The 18,977-nt window shown below is 63.3% G+C and carries 19 protein-coding genes; 9 read left to right on the top strand and 10 right to left on the bottom strand.

What is annotated here, in order from left to right:
• Positions 1–362 precede the first annotated feature (362 nt).
• Positions 363–788 (bottom strand): phasin family protein, encoded by a 426-nt coding sequence (locus P0D80_RS02685; protein WP_132377920.1) that lies wholly within the window; start codon positions 786–788, stop codon positions 363–365.
• Positions 789–1,140: 352 nt separating this feature from the next.
• Between P0D80_RS02685 and P0D80_RS02680 the strand changes: the two genes are divergently transcribed.
• Both P0D80_RS02680 and P0D80_RS02675 read left to right on the top strand, forming a co-directional pair.
• Positions 1,141–1,596: a hypothetical protein gene (locus P0D80_RS02680; protein WP_408280936.1), complete on the top strand. Its 456-nt coding sequence runs from the start codon at positions 1,141–1,143 to the stop codon at positions 1,594–1,596.
• An 807-nt stretch (positions 1,597–2,403) separates the two neighbouring features.
• A complete protein-coding gene (locus P0D80_RS02675; protein ID WP_408280934.1) occupies positions 2,404–3,171 on the top strand; it encodes a DUF4410 domain-containing protein in 768 nt (255 codons plus the stop codon).
• An 86-nt stretch (positions 3,172–3,257) separates the two neighbouring features.
• On the opposite strand, the gene P0D80_RS02670 is transcribed toward P0D80_RS02675, so the two are convergent.
• The 3 genes from P0D80_RS02670 to P0D80_RS02660 form a co-directional block, all read right to left on the bottom strand.
• Positions 3,258–3,935 carry a dihydrofolate reductase family protein gene (locus P0D80_RS02670; RefSeq protein WP_408175079.1) on the bottom strand — a complete coding sequence of 226 codons (678 nt, stop codon included), beginning with the start codon at positions 3,933–3,935 and terminating at the stop codon, positions 3,258–3,260.
• 148 nt (positions 3,936–4,083) lie between these two features.
• Entirely contained in the window at positions 4,084–4,248 is a 165-nt protein-coding gene (locus P0D80_RS02665) for a sigma factor-like helix-turn-helix DNA-binding protein (RefSeq protein WP_408280930.1), read from the bottom strand.
• A 178-nt stretch (positions 4,249–4,426) separates the two neighbouring features.
• Positions 4,427–5,524, bottom strand: coding sequence for an NADH:flavin oxidoreductase/NADH oxidase (locus tag P0D80_RS02660; protein WP_408175082.1), 1,098 nt, complete (start codon positions 5,522–5,524; stop codon positions 4,427–4,429).
• A gap of 87 nt (positions 5,525–5,611) precedes the next feature.
• On the opposite strand from P0D80_RS02660, the gene P0D80_RS02655 reads away from it, so the two are divergent.
• Complete coding sequence (locus P0D80_RS02655; RefSeq protein WP_132377930.1) at positions 5,612–5,941, top strand: ArsR/SmtB family transcription factor; 330 nt, start codon at positions 5,612–5,614, stop codon at positions 5,939–5,941.
• 54 nt (positions 5,942–5,995) lie between these two features.
• Here the strand turns inward: P0D80_RS02655 and P0D80_RS02650 are convergent, their stop codons facing one another.
• Both P0D80_RS02650 and P0D80_RS02645 read right to left on the bottom strand, forming a co-directional pair.
• A complete protein-coding gene (locus tag P0D80_RS02650) occupies positions 5,996–6,427 on the bottom strand; it encodes a response regulator (protein ID WP_207915701.1) in 432 nt (143 codons plus the stop codon).
• A gap of 69 nt (positions 6,428–6,496) precedes the next feature.
• Positions 6,497–7,765, bottom strand: coding sequence for an MFS transporter (locus P0D80_RS02645; RefSeq protein WP_408280926.1), 1,269 nt, complete (start codon positions 7,763–7,765; stop codon positions 6,497–6,499).
• Positions 7,766–8,082: 317 nt separating this feature from the next.
• Between P0D80_RS02645 and P0D80_RS02640 the strand changes: the two genes are divergently transcribed.
• The 4 genes from P0D80_RS02640 to P0D80_RS02625 all read left to right on the top strand — a co-directional run bounded on the left by P0D80_RS02640 (position 8,083) and on the right by P0D80_RS02625 (position 12,470).
• A complete protein-coding gene (locus P0D80_RS02640; RefSeq protein WP_408280923.1) occupies positions 8,083–9,630 on the top strand; it encodes a sensor histidine kinase in 1,548 nt (515 codons plus the stop codon).
• Positions 9,615–10,979: a sigma-54-dependent transcriptional regulator gene (locus tag P0D80_RS02635; RefSeq protein WP_408280920.1), complete on the top strand. Its 1,365-nt coding sequence runs from the start codon at positions 9,615–9,617 to the stop codon at positions 10,977–10,979. Before P0D80_RS02640 ends, P0D80_RS02635 begins: the two co-directional genes overlap by 16 nt.
• 158 nt (positions 10,980–11,137) lie before the next feature.
• On the top strand, positions 11,138–11,848 hold the full coding sequence (locus tag P0D80_RS02630; RefSeq protein ID WP_408280917.1) for a hypothetical protein: 711 nt from the start codon (positions 11,138–11,140) through the stop codon (positions 11,846–11,848).
• A 34-nt stretch (positions 11,849–11,882) separates the two neighbouring features.
• Positions 11,883–12,470, top strand: a complete 588-nt coding sequence (locus tag P0D80_RS02625; protein ID WP_408175089.1) for a hypothetical protein — start codon at positions 11,883–11,885, stop codon at positions 12,468–12,470.
• Positions 12,471–12,660: 190 nt separating this feature from the next.
• On the opposite strand, the gene P0D80_RS02620 is transcribed toward P0D80_RS02625, so the two are convergent.
• On the bottom strand, positions 12,661–12,969 hold the full coding sequence (locus P0D80_RS02620) for a DUF4148 domain-containing protein (RefSeq protein WP_408175090.1): 309 nt from the start codon (positions 12,967–12,969) through the stop codon (positions 12,661–12,663).
• 878 nt (positions 12,970–13,847) lie between these two features.
• Between P0D80_RS02620 and P0D80_RS02615 the strand changes: the two genes are divergently transcribed.
• Entirely contained in the window at positions 13,848–15,995 is a 2,148-nt protein-coding gene (locus tag P0D80_RS02615) for a hypothetical protein (protein ID WP_408280913.1), read from the top strand.
• A gap of 48 nt (positions 15,996–16,043) precedes the next feature.
• Here the strand turns inward: P0D80_RS02615 and P0D80_RS02610 are convergent, their stop codons facing one another.
• A complete protein-coding gene (locus P0D80_RS02610; RefSeq protein WP_408280910.1) occupies positions 16,044–16,271 on the bottom strand; it encodes a hypothetical protein in 228 nt (75 codons plus the stop codon).
• A gap of 230 nt (positions 16,272–16,501) precedes the next feature.
• Between P0D80_RS02610 and P0D80_RS02605 the strand changes: the two genes are divergently transcribed.
• Positions 16,502–16,777 carry a DUF4148 domain-containing protein gene (locus P0D80_RS02605; RefSeq protein WP_408280907.1) on the top strand — a complete coding sequence of 92 codons (276 nt, stop codon included), beginning with the start codon at positions 16,502–16,504 and terminating at the stop codon, positions 16,775–16,777.
• A gap of 78 nt (positions 16,778–16,855) precedes the next feature.
• Here P0D80_RS02605 and P0D80_RS02600 read toward each other — a convergent pair whose 3' ends face one another.
• Positions 16,856–18,298: a heavy metal sensor histidine kinase gene (locus P0D80_RS02600; RefSeq protein WP_408280905.1), complete on the bottom strand. Its 1,443-nt coding sequence runs from the start codon at positions 18,296–18,298 to the stop codon at positions 16,856–16,858.
• Positions 18,295–18,975, bottom strand: coding sequence for a heavy metal response regulator transcription factor IrlR (irlR, locus tag P0D80_RS02595; RefSeq protein WP_408175096.1), 681 nt, complete (start codon positions 18,973–18,975; stop codon positions 18,295–18,297). Before irlR ends, P0D80_RS02600 begins: the two co-directional genes overlap by 4 nt.
• Positions 18,976–18,977: the final 2 nt, after the last annotated feature.

Below are 18,977 nucleotides of genomic sequence, written 5' to 3'. Positions count from 1 at the left end.
GGCATCGTTCTAGCGTATTTGATATTTCGGGACCAGATCACCAAGGGGCGGCGCTTTGACCCAGCATTTCTGCTTCACGGCTCGCTAAAAGCCAACAGCGAAGCAAACTGTCCAAGGTCCATGCAGAAAAAAATAACGCGCGCAGCATTGCGCAGCCAATGTAAGTGGGTGCTGAAAAAGTTGAGCAAAATGCCTGTTTTCCTCTGACAATACGACGCCCCAAAAGGCTTTTCGTGTGAAGAGAAAATCGATTCCATGAGCGTGATTCGCGGAACAAAAAAATGCCACGGAGGACTCGAAAGTCATCCGCGGCATCGGTCATTCAAACGTAACGCGTCAGCGATTCGACGCATCAGCGTCCGTTACTTTTTTTGCTGCTGCAAAAGCGACTTGAGCTCCTGCACGTTTTCTTCTACGCGTTTTGCGATCACCGCATACGACTCGGCTTGCGTTTGATACGCTGCTTGAGCCAGTTGCTGCATATCGGCAAGCGACTTGTGCAGACTCTGCTGGATCAACTCGGCAGCTTTGCCCGAAGGCGCGGCACCACCGGCCGACAACTGGCCCGTCAGCGACTGCAATTCGCTCAGGGTCGAGCGCAACATGTCGGCCTGTTTCTGCGCAAGCGACTGCATCCCCTGGAAGGCCGTCTGATTCGCCTGAACCAGTGCTTCCATGTCCTTGCGTCGCGCTTCCATGATGGCGGGTACGTCGAAGCCGGGGAGCTTGAACTGCTCCAGCATTTTGGTGAAATCGCCAAACGGATTGGCGGCGTCAGGTCGGTCCATGCGAAATCCTCCTTAACGGTTGAATACTCGCCGGCGGTGCATCGCCGCGTGGTGTTTCCGTGACGCATGCACTGACGGCGTCGCGTGCGCCGAGCGTCCGCTGGAACGAGCGGGTTCTGGGGTCGGACGGCACATCGCTCAATCATGCGCCATCCGGAAACAATGCGCCAGCGGGCACACCCTGGCTCGCGCGCTACCTGTCGACGGGACTAGACGGCCATTGCCCGCGCGGCATGGAAGGCCCGGTAAGTTACAAGGCGGCTTCAGTAACCCTACGAACCGGCATGTCGACTATCGTTGCTCATGTGCCGGCGCGCTGTAGCGCCGGCCCTGTCTCGATGGGAGCGAGTTCATGAAAAAAGCAATCTTGAGCACGGCGCTCAGCGCCGTTCTGACTCTGGCCGCGACGGCCGCGTTTGCCCAGGAAGCGCCGCCGCCCGCGGCCCCTCAGGCGCATGGCGAGCCGCAGCGCGGCGACGGGCCGCCGCATGGCCGGATGGGTCCGATGGGTCCGATGGGTCCCGGCTTCGCGGTGATCAACGATCTGGAACAGTTGCGCCGCCTGTATGCGATGAGCGGACATCAAGGCGAAATCATCGCCGTGTATCACGACGTGCTGAACAAGACGCAAGATCCGATGCTGCGCCACTACGTGTATGACTCGCTGGCTCGCGAGCAGTTGAAGCCCGCCAATCCCGATCAGGCGATCGCGACGCTGCGCACCAGTCTGTCGGAAGACCTCGCCGCCGCGAACAAGGCGCCGCATGGCGCGCCGGGCGGGATGCCGCCGCCGGCTCTGGCGCAGTAAATTCTTGCCGTGGCGTCACGACGTCAGCTTCGCCGTGACGCCGCACATGAACCACGTGATCAGTCCATGCCGTGCTTCATCCCCGCGTGGCTCGCTAGCTGAGTGACCGTGCGACACGCAAGCTAGTGCGCTGCGCACGCGAGCATTTTTCTTTCGATAAACAGCCGCACGGCAACTCAAGCGGTCGAAGCGCCCGCTTGGAAGCGCTCCCGCCTGTAGGCCGTCTAACCATTCAGCATGCTGCGTTAGCTTTCCCACATTGCCGCTTCACTGACCCCTTCTCATCTTCCGTCAGGTGATTAGGATATGAGCACTGCAACACTGGTGCCCTGGTGAAGAATGCGCTACCCGCTGAACTTGGCCGTCGCCGCCGTCCTACTGGTTTTTGTCCTTGGCTGCATCATCAAGCTCGCCTTGAACTGATGGCCGATACGCATGGCGCCGCACGCACGGTTGCACGCGTAGTTGTACAACTTCACGCCGCTTGCCGGCGCGGTCGATCCACATCCGCACAGCCTCTCTTTTCCCGCTACGTCCTCTGACTTTCGCGACACGCGAAAGCCCCGCGCGACGCCTTCGGCGTGTCTGTCCGCGCCGTGACATAGGACGAAATAATTGTTGAATGGAGTTCGGGAAGTGACGCGACCATACTTCGTTTCGCTGCCGGTGCGTACGAAACAGAACGCATGAGATCAAGGGTGCTTCAAGAGCGAGACGTTTCGCCGATGATCAACGATCCCACGGTTGCCCGATCATCGAGAGAACCGTTCGAACATTCCGGCACCGCGTGCCGACGACAGGATCAACATGTTGACTTCAGTGAATTTCCTCAGAAAAAATGCCGCCCGTTTGGCCTGCGTGACGATGGTTTGCTGCAGCGCGCTGCTGACCGGTTGCGCCGGCAGCAGCATCAAGGATGCAAGCACGGCGAGCACGCCGGTCCAGGTGCGCCCGGACAACATCTATGTCTACACCTTCGACGCCAATTCGGATCAGGTCAAACTGGACGGCGGCATGATGCAGAAAGTGAAGACGCAACTCGAAGGTTCGTCCGCTGCGCAAAAGCAAGCCGCCGAGTCCGCCGAAGTCCGCGAGCAGGTCGCCAACGAAATCGTGCATCAATTGCAGTCGATGGGTCTGCGTGCGATCCGCTCGGACGTCCCCGCACCGGCCGATCAGAATGTGCTGCTCGTGCAAGGCAGCTTCGATACGATCGACTCGGGCAATCGCCGTCGCCGCATGTTGATCGGCCTCGGTGCGGGCAAGAGTCAGGTCAGCAGCTCGGTGCAGATTCTGTATAAGCCCGCGGGCGGCACACCGCGTCTGGTGCAAACCTTCACCGCCAACGCCGACAGCGGCAAGGCGCCTGGCATGGTCGAGACCGCGGGCGTGGGCGCGGCGGCCGGCAGCATCGCGACTTCGGCGGCGGTGGGCGGCGGCTTGCACGCCGCATCCGAAACCAAACGTGCCGGCGTGTCAGCGGACGCGAAGCGCCTCGCCGACGCGGTGGCCAAGCAGATTGGCGAGATCGGCGTAAGCGGCGGCTGGCTGTCGACGGAGCACACCAAAGGCTGATAATGCACGGCCGGTTTGTCGAACCGGAGTGATCGTGAACAGCGCTCGGCAGAGTCGGATTTCGGTCCCACTCTGCCGTTCACGTTTCAGGCCTTCGTATAGCGCAGCCACACCGAATCGTGGTCCTTCTTTTCAACGGATGTGAGCTTCAGATACGCGGGCGCTTGCCACTTCTCCATCGCCACTTCGAACGAGGAAGGATGTTCGCTGCGCCCATCCACCAGCGGCAAAATCAGCACGCTCACTTCGTCGACAAGACCGGCGTTCACGAACGCTCCGCTCACATGCGAACCACCCTCCACGATCAGCTTCTTCACGCCGAGCTCACGTGCCAATGTCTGCACGACCTTGCCGAGATCGATCTCGGTCTTGCCGCCGAACACGTATGACACGCCGATCGACTGCAGATACGCGAGGTAGTCGTCGGCAACCTGTTCGGTCAGCACTTCGATCACATGCGACTTGAGCGCGGTGTTGGTCTTCCACGCCACGCGGCCCTGCGGATCGATCGAAATCGCGTATTGGTCCGCTTTGCGTTCGACGAAATGATCGGTGCGAGGCACCGCGCCCTTGGCGAGCCCTTTCGGATAATCCGTGCCGTGCGAAATCTCCTGCATGGTGACGCGCCCGCAGATCCAGCCGTCGGCTTCGAAAGTGGCAGCCGTGTCTTCATACAGGTCCGACGCGAAGTCGAGGTGCCAGCCGTCCGTCAGGCTGCGGCCGTCGAGCGAGGACATCATGTGAGCGACGATATAAGGGGTCATGCGTCAAGCCTCCGTGTCAGGTCAATGAAATGACCTTGCAGCAAGGGCCGTTCCGCAAGCGCGTCGATTCCTTTTCCGCTAGTACACATGAGGTTGGTCGCGCGGCACGCGGGCAATTCATCCGTGATTACGCAGCACGGCCAACGGATCAGTAGAGCCCACCGTGCTGTGGCGCATGTGACACATGTCGCGCATCGGCCATGGCGCGTAACGACTCCAGTCCACGGCTGATCCAGCTCTTGACCGTGCCGACCGGCGCGTCGAGCGTATGCGCGATCTCCGATTGCGATTGCCCCCGGAAATAGGCGAGCACGAGCGCGCAGAGCGCTCGGACATGAGATGCTCCGGGCGCTGCAGTCGGTCTAGCGCGTGGCAAGGCGCGGCGCCGGCCGCTCGCGTGGAGACAGAATGAGATGTGCCGCCTGCCCCGGCGCATGAATTGGCGCGACAAGCGGCACGATCAATCGATACAGGAAACTCGGGGCGGAAGCTTAGGCGACCTTATAGCGTTCCAGCCAATGCGCGTAAGGCGCCGGCAACGTCCACGACGGACGCTCGATGCCGAGCTTCTTCGCCGCATGGTACGGCCAGTGCGGATCGGCCAGATGCGCGCGACCGACCATCACCAGATCCAGTTGCCCGTCCTTCACCGAACGATCCGCCAGTTCCGGCGTATCGATGCCCCAGGCCGACGAAACCGGGATGCCGGCCTCGCGCCGCACGCGCTCGGCGATCGGCGCGAGAAACGCCGGCGCCCACGGAATCGCCGCCGTCGGCGTGGAGAAGCCGACGCTGACGCTCAGCATATCCAGCCCTTCGCGCTTAAAGTTCTTCGCCAGTTCGATCGATTCGACCAAGGTCTCCTCGTCACGTCCGTCGTACTCGATCACGCCGAAACGCGCCGTCAACGGCAGATGCTCCGGCCACACCTTGCGCACCGCCGCCAGCGTTTCGAGCATGAAGCGGCTGCGGTTCTCGAGGCTGCCGCCGTAAGCGTCGTCGCGCTGGTTGGAGTGGGTCGAGAAGAAGCTCTGGCCGAGATAGCCATGCGCGAAATGCAGTTCGAGCCATTCGAAGCCCGCGTCCCGCGCACGCCTGGCGGCGGCGACGAAATCTTCGCGAACGCGCGCTATGTCGGCGAGCGTCATGGCTTTCGGCACCTTCGGCAGATTGCCGCCGAACGCGATCGCCGACGGCGCGATGGTTTGCCAGCCGCGGCTGTCGTCGTCGGCGATGTGGTCGTCGCCTTCCCACGGACGGTTCGCGCTGGCTTTGCGGCCCGCGTGGCCGATCTGGATGCCCGGCACCGAGCCAGCGGCCTTGATCGACGCCACGACCGGCGCGAAAGCCTGCGCCTGCTCGTCCGTCCAGATGCCCGCACAGCCCGGCGTAATACGGCCTTCAGGCGACACGGCCGTCGCCTCGACGATCACCAGCCCCGCGCCGCCGCGCGCCAGACCGGCCAGATGGACACGATGCCAGTCGTTGATCACGCCGTCTTCGGCGGTGTACTGGCACATCGGCGGAATGGCGATCCGGTTGCGCAGGGAAACGTCTTTGAGCTTGTAGGGCTGGAACAATGCGGACATCAGGCTAAACTCCTCTGGACTTGCTTGTACGGTAGTTCGATAAACATCGAATAACGAAGTATCGCAGAAACCTTTATCATTTGCAGGATGCGCACTTATAACCACCCCGCCGCCGAGGATTTCGCGCTCGGGCGGCTCTTTCATGCCCTGAGCGACCCGGTCCGCCTGGAGATTGTCCGGCGCCTAGCGTCGGTCGACGAGGCCACCTGCGGCGAACTCGACGGCGGCCGCCCGAAGTCGAGCGTGTCCCATCACTTCCGGATCCTGCGTGAGGCAGGCCTCGTGCGCACGCGCGTGGCCGGCACCGTGCATCAGAATTCGCTACGGCGCGCGGAACTGGACGCCCGGTTTCCGGGGTTGATGGAGGCGATTCTCAAGCAGATCGTCGAGGAGCCAGTGGAGAGCGAGTTGGCTTGAGGTCGGCGCCCGCTGCTTGCGCCAACGTGACGCATGCAGCGCGACGCCGCGCAGCTATTCCCGCCAAAGCTTGCGCATCAACGCGAGCAGCGCCGTCGGGGCCGTGCCTTTTTGACAATATCCGTCGAAATTGTGACGCGCTTTGCCGGTTTCCTTCACGTGATCCTCATCGAGCGACGTGAACGCGACAATGCCCAGACTTTGCGTCGGCAGATAGCTGCGTAGCGCGCTCGCGGTTTCATAGCCGTCGCGCTCCGGCATCATGATGTCGAGCACCACGACGTCCGGCACCCAGTCTCGCACGCACCGCAGCGCCTGCTCGCAGCCATTGGCGGCACGGGCTTCCACGCCTTCGTAGGAGAGATAGGTGGCGAGCGCCTCGGCGGCGCCGGCGTTGTCGTCGACGACCAGCACGCGCGGCATTTCGTGCAAGACCCGGATCTCACGGGCACTCCACCTTTGGCAAGTAGCGGGGGTTCGGGGCATGTGTGACAGCTTGCGATAAAAACATCAGCGGGCAGCAAGCGGCGTACCAAGCGGCTGCGAAAACGGGTGTCACGACACTGGGAATGGCGCCTCGACCGCATCGCGGCCCGCTGCGTCGCGTGCCGCGCACGCATGTCTGAGCGACGCCCCGAAGCCCAGCCACAACACCAGCGAACCCGTCGACACCGCGCCGAGCGCGATGAACGCGGCGGGATAACCGAAACGGTGCGCGAGGATTCCGCCCAACGCGGGGCTCAACGCCGCGCCGGCGCCCTGCACCGTCATCACGATGCCCTGCCCCACGTTCACCCGCCCACTGCCTTCCAGCAGCCGCACTACCAGTGCCGGCACCGCGACGCTCTGCAATCCCGCGCCGATGCCGTCGAGCGCTTGCACCGGCCACACACCCCACGCGTGAATCACCGACGCGGCGATCAGCCCGCGCAACGGCAGCGCGAGGAAAGTCAGCAGGATCACCCACCAGTAGCCGCGCCAGCGGATCAGCCGGGTCGCCAGCATCGCGGCCGCGACCATCACGAGTTGCGCGATGACGATGGTCTGCGCGGTGAACGCGCTCGGCTCGCCCTGATGGGCCGCGACGATCGCGAGCCCGTAGAGCGGCAGCATGGCCGCGTTGCCCAGATGAAACAGGCCGAGCGCCGCGGCGAGCAATAGCAACGGACGGGATTGCAACAGCACCCGCAAACCGCTCGCGGGTGCTTTGCCGCCTTCATCTGACGTGTCGGCGCCGGCGCCTCGCGCGGCATCGTGATCGATGGCATCGCGCGGAATCGACGCCACGGCGGCAATCGACAACAAGCCAAACAGCGCGCTCAGGACGAACACCGCGCCGAACCCGTAACGCCAGCCCAGCCAACCCGACAGCGCCGCCGCAACCACATTGCCGCCATGATTGGCCACCTGATTGCGGCCGAACTGCCGGTCGAAACCCTGCTGCCTGACCATGCCCAGCGTCATGCCCGCCAAGGCCGGGCCGATCGCCGCGCCGGTGATCGCGGTCGCCACCTGGGACGCGGCCACCATCCAGTAGCCGTGCGAGATCCACAGCAAGCCGGACGCGAGCATGGTCATCGGACCGGCGCACACGACGAGGCTGCGCTTATGGCGCGTCGCGTCGACCAGCGCGCCGGCCGGCGAAGTCGCGAGCATGCCGGCGATGCCGCCGATCGTCATGACCGTGCCGATCTGATCGGCGCCCCAACCGCGCGCCTGCAGGAACACGCCGAGAAACGGTCCGATACCGGCTTGCACATCGGCCACGAAGAAATTCAGCGCCTCCAGCGCGCGTTGGCTTTCACGATGCCCCCGGCGCGGCACAGCGGTCCCGCGCGCCGCGTGGCGAACGGTTCGAGCGTATCGGCTTCAACATGCGGACGACCTCACTGGCGACGAGTGCCGGGACGGCGGCCAGCCTGACGCAACTCGTATGCCATTGGCGCGTGAACGCCGCGAGTGTGGGGAAGCGGCCAGCGGTGACGCGGAGTGCTGTCCGGTTCGTAGACAGCGGTTGTCCAGCGGCGCAACAGCGAGCCCGCGCCTGTCCGCTTGCAGCGTCGTCGAACGCCTGATGGTGACTCGCGCACCACGGGCCGGAATTTTGCTACTGTCTAGCTCCAATCCTTCACCACGCACTCATGGCCGCTGCTCCCCGACGTTTATCGTTCGCCAGTCAGTTGATCGTTTTCTGGCTGCTGGTTGCGGTGATGTGCGCGGTCCTGATCGGGCTCGTGTGGTTCATGGCGCAAGCGAATCTCGGACGGCAGATCAGCGTCGCGCGTCAGCAGGGGCTGGCCGGCTGCGAGACGATCGGGTCGCGCTACGACCTGTCGATCGACCGGACGGCGGAGCCGATCGCCGCGCCACGCGCCGGTCAACCCGCGGCCGCCGCGCCCGCCGCGCAACCCGCGTCGCCCAATGGACCGAACACCGACCTGATGCACGCGATCCTCGACATCGTGCTCGCGCAAATGGACGGCGTGGAAGGCGGCTTCTGGCGGCCGGAAGGCGCGCCGCGCGGCAGTTTCGACGCGTACGCGTTTCCGACCTATCAGGGCAGCGGCATCAAGCGCGACATCCCCGATGCCGAGACGCCGCTGATTCTGCGCACCTTGCGCGCGGCGTCCACGACACGTGCGGCGGCATCCGAATTCGTCGAAGGCCAGCAGGATGCCGTGATCGTCACCGCCTGTCCGGTGCCGCATCGGGACGGCCTCTTTGCGTGGACACTGTCGCGCGTGCATCCTCCGCTCGGGCCGTCGGGCAAAGCGCTCGTGACCACCCTTGCGGTATTGCTCGCGGTGATCGTCGGAATCGCCATCGCGCTCGGCGTGCTGCTGCGACGCTGGCGCGCCAATCTCGCGCGCATCGAGGCCAGCCTGAGCCGCCCCGCCGACCTGTTCACGCCGATTGCCCCGACCGGCGAGCCCGACCTCGACAAGATCGTCCACGCGTTCAACGTCTACGGCGCGCGCGCCACGTCCTTGCAGCAGCAAGCCAGCGATCTGCATACGCAGCTCGCGGCCGCGGAACGCTTCGCGGCAATCGGCCGGTTCTCGGCGCAGATGGCGCACGAGATCCGCAACCCCATCGGCGCGATGCGGCTCAAGGCGGAAAATGCCCTGAACGGCGACACCGAACGCAAGCAGCGCGCACTCGGCGCGATCCTCGAACAGATTCAGCGGGTGGAACGGCAACTGTCGGGTTTGCTCGCGCTGACCCAGCCCGTGCGTATCGACGCCCACGCCGTCGATTTGCGCAGCTGGCTCGCCGAGCGCATGGAATGGCATCAGGACGCGGCCGCGCGGGCCGGCATCGCACTCGCGTTGGAGTGCGCCGAAGGGCTTCCCGCGCAGGCCTGTTTCGACGCGGAGCAACTGGCGCGCGCCATCGATAATCTGATCCTCAACGCGCTGCGTCATACGCCATCCGGCGGCCACGTCACGCTGCGCGCGGCGCGCCCCGCCGCGGCGCTGCGGATCGAAGTGAGCGACGACGGTCCCGGCGTGCCGCACGCCGAGCGTGAGCGCATTTTCGAACCGTTCGTGACCGGCCACGCTGCCGGTTCGGGGCTTGGCCTCGCCGTGGTACGCGAGATCGCTGCCGCGCATGGCGGCCGTGCCTTTTATGAAGCGCGCGAGCGCGGTGCCTGTTTTGTGATCGAGATCCCATGGCGCACATCCTGATCGTCGACGACGACGACGCCTTCCGCGAAAGCCTCGCCGAAACGCTCGGCGACCTTGGCCATGTCATCGAGCAGGCAGGCAGCGGCCACGATGCACTTGCGAGGTTAGCCAGCGACACGCGCATCGACTGCATGTTTCTCGACATCAGGATGCCGGACCTGAGCGGCATCGACGTGCTCGAGCGTCTGCGCGCGATGCCGGCGCGCGCCGCGCTCCCGGTGGTCGTGCTGACCGCCTTCGCCACCAGCGACAACACCATTCACGCGATGCGGCTCGGCGCCTTCGAGCACCTGACCAAGCCGGTCGGGCGCGACGCGATCGCGTCCTTGCTGCGCAAGATCGAAGCGTCCAATCGCGGGACGTCGGGCCCGGCGCTGCCGGCGTCGAACGAAGACGTCACCGACGGCACGCCTCGCCTGCTCGGCAACAGCGAGGCGCTGCGCGACGCGCAAAAGCAGATCGGCCGCGCCGCCGCCACGGATTCGACCGTGCTGATCACGGGCGAAACCGGCACCGGCAAGGAAGTTGCGGCGCGCGTCCTGCACGACGCGTCACGGCGCCGCCACGCGCCGTTCGTCGCGATCAACTGCGCGGCGATTCCCGCCGAACTTCTGGAGAGCGAACTATTCGGCCACACGCGCGGCGCCTTCACCGGCGCGGTGACGCAGCGCGCCGGCCGCATCGTCGAAGCGAACGACGGCACGCTGTTTCTCGATGAAATCGGCGACCTGCCGTTGCCGATGCAAGCCAAGCTGCTGCGCGTGATTCAGGAGCGCACGCTGACGCCGGTCGGCAGCAACACGAGCGTCGCCATCGACGTGCGGATCGTGGCCGCGACGCACCGCGACCTCGCGGCGGAAGTCGCGGCGCGCACGTTCCGCGAGGATCTGTTCTACCGGCTCAACGTGATTCCGGTTCATCTGCCGCCGTTGCGCGATCGTCCCGACGATATTCTTCCGCTGGCCGCGCACTTTCTCATCGCCGCCGCGAATCTGGCCGGACCCGCGCGGACCTTGAGCGGCGATGCCGAGCGGAGCCTGCTCGCGCACGCGTGGCCCGGCAACGTCCGCGAGTTGAAGAACGCGATGGAGCGTGTCGCCGCGCTCGCACGCGGCCCGCTCGTGACCGCCGACGATCTGGCTTTTCTCACCGCGCCGCGCGCCGGCGTGAGCGAGATTCCCGCCGCGCTGCTCGATCTGCCGCTGCCGCAGGCGATCGAATGGCTGGAGCGCGCAGCGATCGAACGCGCGTTGCAGCAGAGCGCGGGCAATCGCGCGGAAGCGGCGCGCCGCCTCGGCATCAGCCGTCAATCGCTCTATACGAAGATCGCCGCGTACAAGCTCGGTTGATGCGCTTGCCGGTGTCCAACTGGGCGACACCCGCCGTCCAGCCAGGCGACATCATCAACCGGACGCTACGGCGGAAAGCCTTACGCGACAACCCATAGCGGCATGGCATAGCGGTTGCGAAGACTCCTGCACGACATTGCAGTCGAAGGAGTCCGACAATGAACCGTTTCAACCCGATCGCACGCGCGGCGGCCGCGCTCGCCGTCACCGCCGCGACGGCAGCTTGCGCGGCGCAAACCATGCCGCCGCCCGCGCCGAGCGCCGGCGCACCGATGCCACCGCCGCCGCCCTTCGCCGCGGCTCCTCGTGATGGCGCTCCCGCGAGTGTGAGCGGCGTGGTCCAGCGCTATGTGATCAACCCGGAAGGCGATGTCGACGGCATGCTGCTCGCCGACAACACGTTAGTCCGGTTCCCGCCGCATATCGGCACTCAGGTGGCCGCCACCTTCCCGCCGGGCGCCACGGTCAACGTGAACGGCGTCGCGCAGCCCGGCGGTACGCTGCGCGCCAGCCAGATCGCCGACGCGAACAACGGGCGCAGCATCGTCGATCAACCGCCGCCGGTCGATGCCCAGCGTCTGCCGAAGTCGCTCGCCGGCGTCGGGCTCGTCAAGTTGGATGCCACGGGCCGCGTGCTGCGGGTCACCAGCGCGCCGCGCGGCGAACCCGACGGCGTACTCCTTACCGACGGCACCGTGATCAAGCTGACGCCGCCCGCGGCCGCGCGCTTCGCGAACCTGTTGCAGCCAGGCGCGACGATCGCGGCGCAAGGCTACGGCACGCGTAATCGCTATGGCGAATCACTGCAAGCCACCGCCTTCGGTACACCCGGCAATCTCACGGTGCTCTACGACACCCCGCCCAGGTAGTCCCGACTCATCACTCGAACAAAGGAGTTTCACCATGCATTGGATCGACCCCGCCTGCCTGCCGGAAACGCGCGGCAAAGTCGTGCTGTTCCTGCTCAATCCGCACGGCGATGCGGACGGCTTCATTCTTCAGCACGCCGACGGTACGCAGCAGCAGGTGCATTTCCCGCCGCATCTGGGCAAACTGATCGCGCGCCATATCGCGCCGGGCGACACGGTGCGCATACGCGGCGTGAAACCGCGCGGCGCCGATCTGATCGCCGCCATTTCGCTGACGAGCCGGCAAGGCATCGAGATCGTCGACGAAGGCCCGCGGCCTCACGAACACGGCCCGAAACATGAGCACGGCCACGGCCATGAGCACGACGGCGAGCCGATGGATGTGCAAGGCGAAGTCGTCATGCCGCTCTACGGACCGAAGGGCGAATTGCGCGGCGCGTTGCTGGAAGACGGCACTTCGCTGCGCATGCCGCCGCATGCCGCGGCCGAACTCGTCGCGTATCTGACGCCGGGCGCGCATGTGCAGGCGTGGGGCCGCGGCGTGAGAAACCGGGTGGGTTGCACGGTGGACGTACATGACATCGCCGAACTGGTCGATGAGGAGGCCGGGTCGGAGGCTTGAACGCGTAGCGCCCGGCATACGCAGTGCCGGGCGCGGCTATCGTCGAACGACGGCCGAAGCGGTCACGCGCATGACGGCGTTGCTCCGCGGCGGCTTGTTGAACCTCGATCACTTCGACGTCACCACATGCCCGCTCGATGATGCCAATGACGCCGTCACGCACGCCGCTGAAAAACTCACGCACCACTCATCACGGATGGTTGTACATCGCATTCCAATCCGCGCTGGAAACCGGCGCACGTCCCGCGTCCGATGAACCGCTCGTGGTGCCGCCAAAACCTGTCGCCGCGTGCCGTGCCGCGACGCGCGCTTCGGCGGCCTGAATATCAGCCGGATAGTTCGGATCTTCGCCGCGGGCCGGGTTATAGCCGGCCTGTTCGAGTTCGATCAACTCGGCACGCACTTGCGCACGGGTCACAGGCGAGTTCGATTGAGCGAACACGGCAACCGGCGCGGCAAGGGCAGCGGCAACCACAACGGCTTGAATAAGGGACTTCATGATGACGACCTCCAGACTTCGCTTTGCTCTGCTACGAACAGCCCTGTTCGTAATTCAGTGACGACAGTCTAGAAAGGTGGCCGCTTGAGAATAAGGGCCCTGTGTGGAGAGGATTGTTCTCGAATGTGCATAGACCGCGGATAGGCCCGCCATATCTCGACGCGGACCGGCAAGTTCGGCGAAGCACCGCGTCCGCATGCAACGGCAAAGAACTTCAATGCACTCGCGAAGACACTCGCGTTCGCGTCGCCGACCTCGAATCGCGCATTCAACGGCCAGCGAATCCAGGCAGATTCTATTCCCCGCGCTATTGCCCTCGCCTTCAACCCGATGTCTATCGCCATTGCGCGCGGACGTAAAAAGGACACTTTGCGGCCGGCTATCTGCACGGCCTTCATCGGCAAGGTCGGCACCGCCCCTTGCGGCCGTTTCACATGACACTTGCCATCTTGCTAGAGATATGATCTCCTACCACTTACCAAATATTTCAGTGCTAGGTTCTTCATTGCCGCGCTCGGCGCGGCATGCTTCACTGTTGTCCGATTCGGCTGATATTCCACCCGCATACGTTTGCGAGTGAGCGATAGCGGCATGCGACGGTGACCGCGTGGCGCAGGCGTCAGGTCGGCAGTGTTCGTTTGATTCATGTTGTCTGACGACATATGACTGTTATTGAAGGTTGTCGCCGAGGTCAGCACCAGTCGTAGTGTCGCGTCGGATACCAGGACGAGTCACCGTGGCCTTACCCGCAGGTGAATAGCGTCGAATCCGGCAATGAAAAATGCATTCACTTTTACTTATCAAAGGAGAAGAAAAGGCAAGTAATAGGTAAATCAAAAATGTGAATCACGCATCGATCAAATAAATCCGGAGACAACATGCTTTCACCAGGAAAAACCTCGTTTGCGTTTGCACTCAGTACGCTCACCGCTCTTCTCGTCACCGCTTGCGGTGGCAGCGTGAGCGACACCCCGAGCGATCCGTCGAAAGGCGGAGCCGTCTCTCTTCACGGCATTGTCTACGGCGCGTCGGACACCAGCGTGCCGTCGGGTGCCGGCGTTCCCATCACCATGATGGGACAGATGAGAGCGCTCTTCGACCTCATCAAGAAAGCGCCTGATTTCACACAAGTGGTGATGGATCTTGGCGATGGCAGCCCCGTTCATGTGCTGGATACCAACACGGGGGATAAATTCCTGCCGGGTAAGCTGGCGCTCGGCCTGTCGTACATATTGATCGATATGAAAGCGAAGGGCGATCCGAAATACGCGGACTATCTTGCGACGTACCAGAAAATAACGACCGCGATGATGACGCAGATGCACGGCGCCGATTACGTGTATGCGAATACCTCCTGGGGCGAGTACTACTATCTCGTTGCGCTGAACAATTTCAAGGCGCACGGCATGCTCAATGAAGTTTTCAGCGACGCCATGCTGACCACGCTGCAAAATCGGCTGAACTTCTGCGACATGTTCGGCGCGGACGCAAGCGGCAAAACGAATACGTGCCCGGCGGCAGGCGTGCCGATCGACGTTGCATCGCTCAATACCGCTCAAAACTACTACGCGGTTTCCTACGGCATTGCGGGCTTGCGGCAAAAACTCGGCTGGAGCAATCCGAGCTTCTCGTCCAAGACCGATCCAACCGTGGCAACGATGGGCGCGCGCGACGCGCTTCTGTACACGCTCACCAATCACATTCGAAACGATTCATCCGGCGGCTTTTCCGACGAAGCGTCGAATACGCACACCACCTACTACGACCAGGCGCGCTTCGACCGATACAGCACGCTGCTGATCGGCGAAGTGACGGAGCGAACGCTGGAAATGGGCAACGAGGCCAATCTGACGCCGGAACTGAAATCGTATCTGCGCAAATCGGTCGATCTGATTCTTCCGCAACTCAATGCCGACGGCCAGGGTTTCAACTACGGCCGATCCATCGGGCCATACGGCGATTCGGCCTTCATGGAAGTCCTCACGGCTGCGGCCAATGCAGGCGTACTGACCGCGCAGGAAATGCAGGTCGCCTATTCGTTCATCTACAAGGCGGCCTATCGCTACGACACGTTCTGGTACGACCCGACGCTGCCCACGCCATCCGTAAATATGTGGGTGAAAGGCCGCGGGACCGATACGTATCGCGGCAAACCTCGCGTCATGGGTGAGAATTTCAGCCTGCTGCATCAGTTTATGTACGTGAATGCGTGGTGGGACAAGCTGGGTTTCGGCAGCAAGGCGCCCATGTCCGACACTGATCTGCAAGCGTGGCTGGATGCAAGACCGCATTACACGTTGACCTGGTACAACTTGCCGGGCGATACGGCTCATCCGTACAGCGCGGCGCTCGTTACGGTGCGCGATGGCAAACGCGTCATCAATCTCAACCTGAGCCAGGCACCCGATTACAACTCGTACACGCCGTATTACCCGACACCGTTCTCCGACAAGCTGATCTACGGAACCACGGATCTGGGCTACGCGTTGTTGATTCCGCAGGTTACGTATAACGGGAAGACCTACATCCCGGTCACGTACTACAAGAATCTGAGTGTCCAGGAAAACAACGGTCAGGTTGTCGTGTCGTTCGACACTGCCAAATTCCGGCAAGCCGCCAAGAATGCAACGTACGCCACCGACATCGACTTGCAAGTGCATACGGTGTTGACGTTCGATCATGGCTCGATGACCCGGACCGATACGCTGAGCTCCGCCACGCTGACCGGCAACATGGCGGTCGAGACGGATTTCACGTCGTTTGCGGACTTCCAGAACACCACGGCGAATAGCGACGGGTTTTCGGTCAAATACGCGAATAGCAATGCGACCAGCTATGGCACCACGGGTTTCGACAGCTGCGCGCTGTCCAACTTCGAGATGGCGGCCGGCGTCACCAATCCGTTGTCGACCACGCCAATTGGGCAGTTGCATTCAAAGTTCGCTTGTACGACGCTTCCGTTTGCGCTGACGGCGGGTAGTCAACGCACGTTGGGCTGGACGCTGAAGTACGCGGATCCGAGCTGATCTCGCGGACGTGCCGGCCTTCTTACGAGGGCCGGCAAATAGGCCACGCTATCGGCGCGGAAAGACACACAGATGCATCTTCACATACAGATTCGGATTGCCGCAGCGATGGCCGGCGTAGTCGATCTGCTCGCCTGGCGCGAGATCCGTCGGCGCCTTTTGCGTGGAAGCCGACGTATTAGCGGAAGCCGCTGGCTTGCTGCCGCTACTCGCACATCCTGCGAGACCGGCGGCCAGGATCATCAGCAAGGCAGATTTCTGCAGTAACGCGCGCATTCGCCGCCTCGTCATTCGTAGAAGAAGATGAGTCATCCTGCTCCGCGAAGGTCGCCGCCAGCATCACGCCAAGATGACAAAAATCTCATGCAAGCGGCGCTCGATGCCGCTTTGTCGATACCGTTTGTCCTGACATTTTTCTCATGTTGCGGTCACGATGGCACACCGCCTGCGATTCATACTGGACTCACGAATCGCCGACCGGCGGTCGCCACAAAGGAGATCTCGACATGAATGCTGCAAGACTCTTCACCCTGTCCGTCGTTGCCGTGACGATGATCGGCGCACTCTCACCAGCCGCGCAGGCGCAAGGCAAGTCTCGCGAGCAGGTGAACCACGAACTCGTTCAAGCCCAGCATGACGGCGTGACGCCAACCAGCAAGACACAATACCCGCCGGATGCCAACACGATTGCCCGGAACAAGCAGACGCACGCGGTTACGCGGCATGCCGGTGAGAAGGCACCGTCAATGGATCAGCATGACAAACTCGTCGCGAACAAATAGCGGCGCATGCCGCCGGAAGCGAGCCTCTCCGGCGGCATACCTTTGCCCGTTGCGCGCGGACGCGCGCTCGCTCAATCTTTATGGGCGGGCGGCGTCGTCCGTCATGGACATGGTCAGGCCGTTATTCGAACATTCGCGCCGGGGAAATTGCAGCCAGAAACGGGTGCTGACATGAGGCCGGCTTTCGCACCCGCACTGTCCTGCGTGGCTGTTCATGATCGACTTCACGATGGCAAGACCCAGCCCCGTGCCCGAGGCCGAACCGTGCCGCGACGGGTCGACACGATAGAACCGCTCGAATATGCGCTCGATATGACGAGCGTCGATTCCCGCTCCCGAGTCCGACACGCTCAGCGTGGTCGAGCCCGGCTCCTGCTTGCAGTCGATGGTAATCGTGCTGCCTTGCGGCGCCTGCACGAGCGCGTTCGACAGCAGGTTGCTGAGCGCGCGTTGAAAGAGCAGCAGATCGGCCTGCACGGTGCCCTCGCCCGTCACCTCGATCGTGACCTGCGCATCTTCGGCCATGGTCTCGTAGTAGCCGGCGACGCGTTCGGCCTCCGCAACCGCGTCGAGCGAACGCAAGGACAGCGGTGCGTCAGCCTGATCGGAGCGCGCGAGGAAAAGCATGTCTTCGATCATGCGCGACAGTCGCTGATACTCGTCCACACTCGATTCGATCACGTCCCGGTAGTCTTCCGCGCTCCGACGCTGTGACAGCGCCACTTGAGCCGCGGCGAGCAGATTGGTGAGCGGCGTGCGCATGTCGTGGGCAAGATTGGAGGAGAACTGGCTCAGCCGGGTGAACGATTCGTCGAGCCGCGCCAGCATGCCGTTAAAGGCGTGCTCCAGTTCCTTCAACTCGCCCGACGCTTCCAGTTCTGGCAGAGGCAGCGCCAGGCGGCTTGTCGACATCTCCTCTGCCCGAGCCACCAGCCTGCGCAGCGGAAGCAGGCCCAGCATGGCGATGCCGTACGCAAACGCGGCGGCGAGCACCACGCCTAATACTTCGATGACCACCGCGGTGTACGCATACGCGCGCAACAGAGCCTGATCACTGGTTCCATCGTACTGAACGGCGACGCGCACCAATGGCCCGATTCCGTCATTGAGCGGCACGCTTTCCACCAGGTATCGAAGATTCGAACCGGTGGGCGCGAGATTCACGGCCGCACCGCTCGCCCCGGTTGCGGGGATCGGCGGGTAGGGCCGAAACCCCAGGGTGCTCGACAGGCGCTGCCCCATCGTATCGTAGATGGCGAGCGCCAGGTTCGGGTGCCCATGCAACAGGTCGATCCACGTCTCCGCATTGCCGGCAATGCCATCGGCATTCTGGATCCCCGCCAGATGCGTGCGCAACGCCGCCATCGTGCCGGCCATATGCTCGATCGAGGTCGACTCGAGGCGGCTGCGCAGCGCCTCATATAGCGCGAAGCCGCTCAACGCGAGGATCGCCGAGGTCGACAGGATGATGAGAGCAGTGAGCCTCGCCCGCAGCGTTCGCGGCACCACGCGCCTGATCAATTGCCGCCGTCCCGGTTTTCCAGCACGTAGCCCATGCCTCTTACGGTGTGAATGAGCTTGGGTTCGTAGGCGTCGTCGACCTTGGAGCGCAGCCGCCTGATTGCCGAATCCACCACGTTCGTATCGCTGTTGAAATTCATGTCCCACACCTGCGAGGCGATCGTCGCGCGAGGCAGGATTTCGCCTTCCTTGCGCATGAGCAGCCACAGCAGCGTGAACTCCTTGGCTGTAAGCAGGATCACGTCGCCCTGACGGGTTGCCTTGCGCCGCGTCAGATCCAGCTCGAGATCCGCGACCTTCAGCGAGGTGGATTCACGTGGCTTGCCGCGCCGCAGGATCGACCGCACGCGCGCGATCAGCTCGACGAAGTCGAACGGTTTCGCGAGGTAGTCGTCGGCGCCGAGCTCCAGTCCCTTGACACGATCCCCAACATCGTCGCGTGCGGTGAGAAACAGCACGGGCGTGAGCCGCGTGCGGCGAAGGTTTTGCAGCAGCGTCCAACCGTCCTGTCCCGGCAGCATCACGTCGAGGATCAGCAGGTCGTAGTCTTCCGTCTCCGCCTGATGCTGACCCGTGACGCCGTCTTCCGACCAATCGACAACATATCCCGCCTCCGATAGCCCCTTGCGAAGATAGGCGCCGGTCTTCGGCTCGTCTTCCACTAACAAAATCCGCATTC

Origin of the sequence: Paraburkholderia sp. RL17-373-BIF-A (assembly GCF_046030175.1) — a bacterium.
Taxonomy (GTDB): domain Bacteria; phylum Pseudomonadota; class Gammaproteobacteria; order Burkholderiales; family Burkholderiaceae; genus Paraburkholderia.
Note: the sequence above shows the minus strand (reverse complement) of the source record. Positions and strands in the feature narration are given on the sequence as shown.

Coding starts and splice junctions, on each gene's coding strand:
- P0D80_RS02625 (WP_408175089.1), top strand. CDS start 11,883: ATGCATTGGATCGACCCCGCCTGCCTGCCGGAAACGCGCGGCAAAGTC.
- P0D80_RS02675 (WP_408280934.1), top strand. CDS start 2,404: ATGTTGACTTCAGTGAATTTCCTCAGAAAAAATGCCGCCCGTTTGGCC.
- P0D80_RS02615 (WP_408280913.1), top strand. CDS start 13,848: ATGCTTTCACCAGGAAAAACCTCGTTTGCGTTTGCACTCAGTACGCTC.
- irlR (WP_408175096.1), bottom strand. CDS start 18,975: ATGCGGATTTTGTTAGTGGAAGACGAGCCGAAGACCGGCGCCTATCTT.
- P0D80_RS02680 (WP_408280936.1), top strand. CDS start 1,141: ATGAAAAAAGCAATCTTGAGCACGGCGCTCAGCGCCGTTCTGACTCTG.
- P0D80_RS02630 (WP_408280917.1), top strand. CDS start 11,138: ATGAACCGTTTCAACCCGATCGCACGCGCGGCGGCCGCGCTCGCCGTC.
- P0D80_RS02660 (WP_408175082.1), bottom strand. CDS start 5,524: ATGTCCGCATTGTTCCAGCCCTACAAGCTCAAAGACGTTTCCCTGCGC.
- P0D80_RS02670 (WP_408175079.1), bottom strand. CDS start 3,935: ATGACCCCTTATATCGTCGCTCACATGATGTCCTCGCTCGACGGCCGC.
- P0D80_RS02610 (WP_408280910.1), bottom strand. CDS start 16,271: ATGCGCGCGTTACTGCAGAAATCTGCCTTGCTGATGATCCTGGCCGCC.
- P0D80_RS02620 (WP_408175090.1), bottom strand. CDS start 12,969: ATGAAGTCCCTTATTCAAGCCGTTGTGGTTGCCGCTGCCCTTGCCGCG.
- P0D80_RS02655 (WP_132377930.1), top strand. CDS start 5,612: ATGCGCACTTATAACCACCCCGCCGCCGAGGATTTCGCGCTCGGGCGG.
- P0D80_RS02640 (WP_408280923.1), top strand. CDS start 8,083: ATGGCCGCTGCTCCCCGACGTTTATCGTTCGCCAGTCAGTTGATCGTT.
- P0D80_RS02605 (WP_408280907.1), top strand. CDS start 16,502: ATGAATGCTGCAAGACTCTTCACCCTGTCCGTCGTTGCCGTGACGATG.
- P0D80_RS02650 (WP_207915701.1), bottom strand. CDS start 6,427: ATGCCCCGAACCCCCGCTACTTGCCAAAGGTGGAGTGCCCGTGAGATC.
- P0D80_RS02635 (WP_408280920.1), top strand. CDS start 9,615: ATGGCGCACATCCTGATCGTCGACGACGACGACGCCTTCCGCGAAAGC.
- P0D80_RS02685 (WP_132377920.1), bottom strand. CDS start 788: ATGGACCGACCTGACGCCGCCAATCCGTTTGGCGATTTCACCAAAATG.